The organism is Mesorhizobium sp. M4A.F.Ca.ET.022.05.2.1, from assembly GCF_003998845.1.
Classification (GTDB): Bacteria; Pseudomonadota; Alphaproteobacteria; order Rhizobiales; family Rhizobiaceae; genus Mesorhizobium.
In genome coordinates this window covers 1-2,004 of sequence record NZ_RZOJ01000650.1, presented here as the reverse complement: position 1 = coordinate 2,004, position 2,004 = coordinate 1, and the positions used below count along the sequence as shown (strand labels likewise).

The window sequence follows — 2,004 nt, the reverse complement described above, 5'->3', positions numbered from 1 at the left end:
AATGTGGCGGCCGCAGGCTTGCCGGGAGACAACGCCTCCGAGCGCGCGCGCCAGGCGGACGCCATGATCGCTGCGGCATTGGCCAAACAGGCTACCTTGAACAATCAGGGCCCGGCAGGCCGCCAGGCGGCCGCAGGGCTGGCGCGGGAAGCACGTCTTTCGGGTCAGCGCACGAGTTTCGGCCGCAAGAGCTAACCGACACCTGTCGCCCAAAAACCGTGAGCGGCTCTAGGCGACAGGCATTTAATTGGGGGCCAGCGCGGCTACTCGACGATCCGGAAGATCTGCCAGACATTGGTGCCCGATACGACAAAGGGCTCCATCGCCTTGCCCCATTTGGCATGCGCCTCGATCTTGCCGAGCTTGGCGAAGAATGCCTCCAACTGGGCCAGGCTTTCGACCTCGTGGTGCGACTCGATCCGCGATTCATGCGCACCGATCGATCCGGTCATGATCTGGAACTTCAAATCGGCGATGCCGACCTGCGATCCGACCTCGCGCTCCCATTGCCGCATCATGTCGAGCACGGTCTGCTTGTGACCGAACTTGGCGTCGATCTGCCATCTGGCGCTGAACATCGTCGTTCTCCTCCGAGGTTGCGGCCCGAGCATGATCGCGAAAAACGCAATCCGGTTCGGAAAGGATCATGCTCCGACACTGGAATGGAGCCCCTCCCGCTTCGATCGGGATGGACAGGCTCCGCTGAATTATCCGCAGTTCACCTACTCGTCCCAGGCCTGCACGACGGTCTGCCTCGCGATCTGGCCGTTCTTCAGCTCCAGCATCGCCGCGCAGAACACCTTGGTGCCGTCCGGATAGGCGCAGGCCTGGGTGAAGGCGAGGTTGGCGCCATCGGCGATGGTGGTGTCGACCTTATGGGTCATCGCCCGGCTGCAGATGTCGTCCCAGAAGGTGGTGATCGCCGCGCGGCCGCGGATTTCGCGCGGCTTGCTCGGCGGATTGTTGCGGTCGATCACCCGCACCAGCGCGTCGTCGGTGTAGAAGCTCGCCAGCAGCTTGCCGTCGCGGCCTTCGATTGCCTTCTTGATCGCAGCGCCGTCCACCGGTTGAGTTTTGGTCAGCATTTTCTCCTCCATGGCCCGCCGTCAGGCGGGACGTTCGATTGATCGGAGCGCGCTGCCCGGCACCAGCGCCGGGCAGGCGCATTTCCTCATTGCGACTTCGCCTTGACGGCGGCGAACACGTCGTCGGTCTGCTTCTTGAAGGAGGCGAGATCGACCTGGCTGCCGTTGAGGATCGTCGACCAGTGGCGCACGATGGCCGCCATCGCGATCGCCTCCTTGATCTCCTCGTCGGTCGCGCCGTTGAGCTTGGCCGCCTCGGTGTGGAAGTAGATGCAGTACTGGCACGGAATCTGCGAGGCCACCGCAAGGCCCATCAGTTCCTTGGTCTTGCCGTCGAGCGCGGTGTTGGGATTGAGCTGCACGCCCTTGATCTCGGCCCAGGCGCCGGCAACCGCCACATCGGGCAGCGTCTTGAACATGTCGGGCACTGAACCGAGCGTCGCCTGGATGTCCTTGTAGGCAGCGGTGGCCGAGGCGTCTTCGGCTTTGGCGGGAGCAAGAGTGAAGACCGCGCCAATGCCTGCCGCGATCACCAGCGATTTGAATGTCCGGTTCGACTTCTCCATCTCATCCTCCATTGGCAGGTGCTTCGCGGCGAAATCCGCCTGTCCTGCATGGAGAAAATCCTAGCGCTCTGCCGCGCCGAGCCGCTTCGCCCAAAAGCGCCATGGCTCTCATGGCCCGTCCGGGCCAGTGTGCCTGGCCGAAAACGCCGCCGCCGCCGCCCGCGACGGCAGGTCGAGCTTGAGCAGGATGTTGGCGACGTGACGCTTGACCGTGTGTTCGCTGAGGCTGAGCTCTGCGGCGATCGCGGCGTTGCTCTTGCCGTCGGCGATCAGGTTCACCACCTCGCTTTCCCGCGCCGTCAGCGTCGCCGGCTCCGCTGGCCTGGCCTTCGGCCGGCAGGCCGGTTCCAGAT

The 2,004-nt window shown here is 64.2% G+C and carries 5 protein-coding genes; 1 reads left to right on the top strand and 4 read right to left on the bottom strand.

The genetic code is table 11. The features are described from left to right. Positions 1 to 195: hypothetical protein (locus EN745_RS36610; protein WP_210213786.1), on the top strand; the 195-nt coding region annotated here is incomplete at its 5' end. Between the two features lie 68 nt (positions 196 to 263). Here EN745_RS36610 and EN745_RS34130 read toward each other — a convergent pair. The 4 genes from EN745_RS34130 to EN745_RS34115 form a co-directional block, all read right to left on the bottom strand. Further along, positions 264 to 578 (bottom strand): hypothetical protein, encoded by a 315-nt coding sequence (locus EN745_RS34130; protein ID WP_126056764.1) that lies wholly within the window; start codon positions 576 to 578, stop codon positions 264 to 266. Positions 579 to 722: 144 nt separating this feature from the next. Then, on the bottom strand, positions 723 to 1,085 hold the full coding sequence (locus tag EN745_RS34125; RefSeq protein ID WP_127423266.1) for a nuclear transport factor 2 family protein: 363 nt from the start codon (positions 1,083 to 1,085) through the stop codon (positions 723 to 725). Positions 1,086 to 1,171: 86 nt separating this feature from the next. After that, positions 1,172 to 1,651, bottom strand: coding sequence for a carboxymuconolactone decarboxylase family protein (locus EN745_RS34120; RefSeq protein WP_127423265.1), 480 nt, complete (start codon positions 1,649 to 1,651; stop codon positions 1,172 to 1,174). A 108-nt stretch (positions 1,652 to 1,759) separates the two neighbouring features. Further along, on the bottom strand, positions 1,760 to 2,004 hold a 245-nt coding region (locus EN745_RS34115), incomplete at its 5' end, for a helix-turn-helix transcriptional regulator (RefSeq protein ID WP_145992313.1).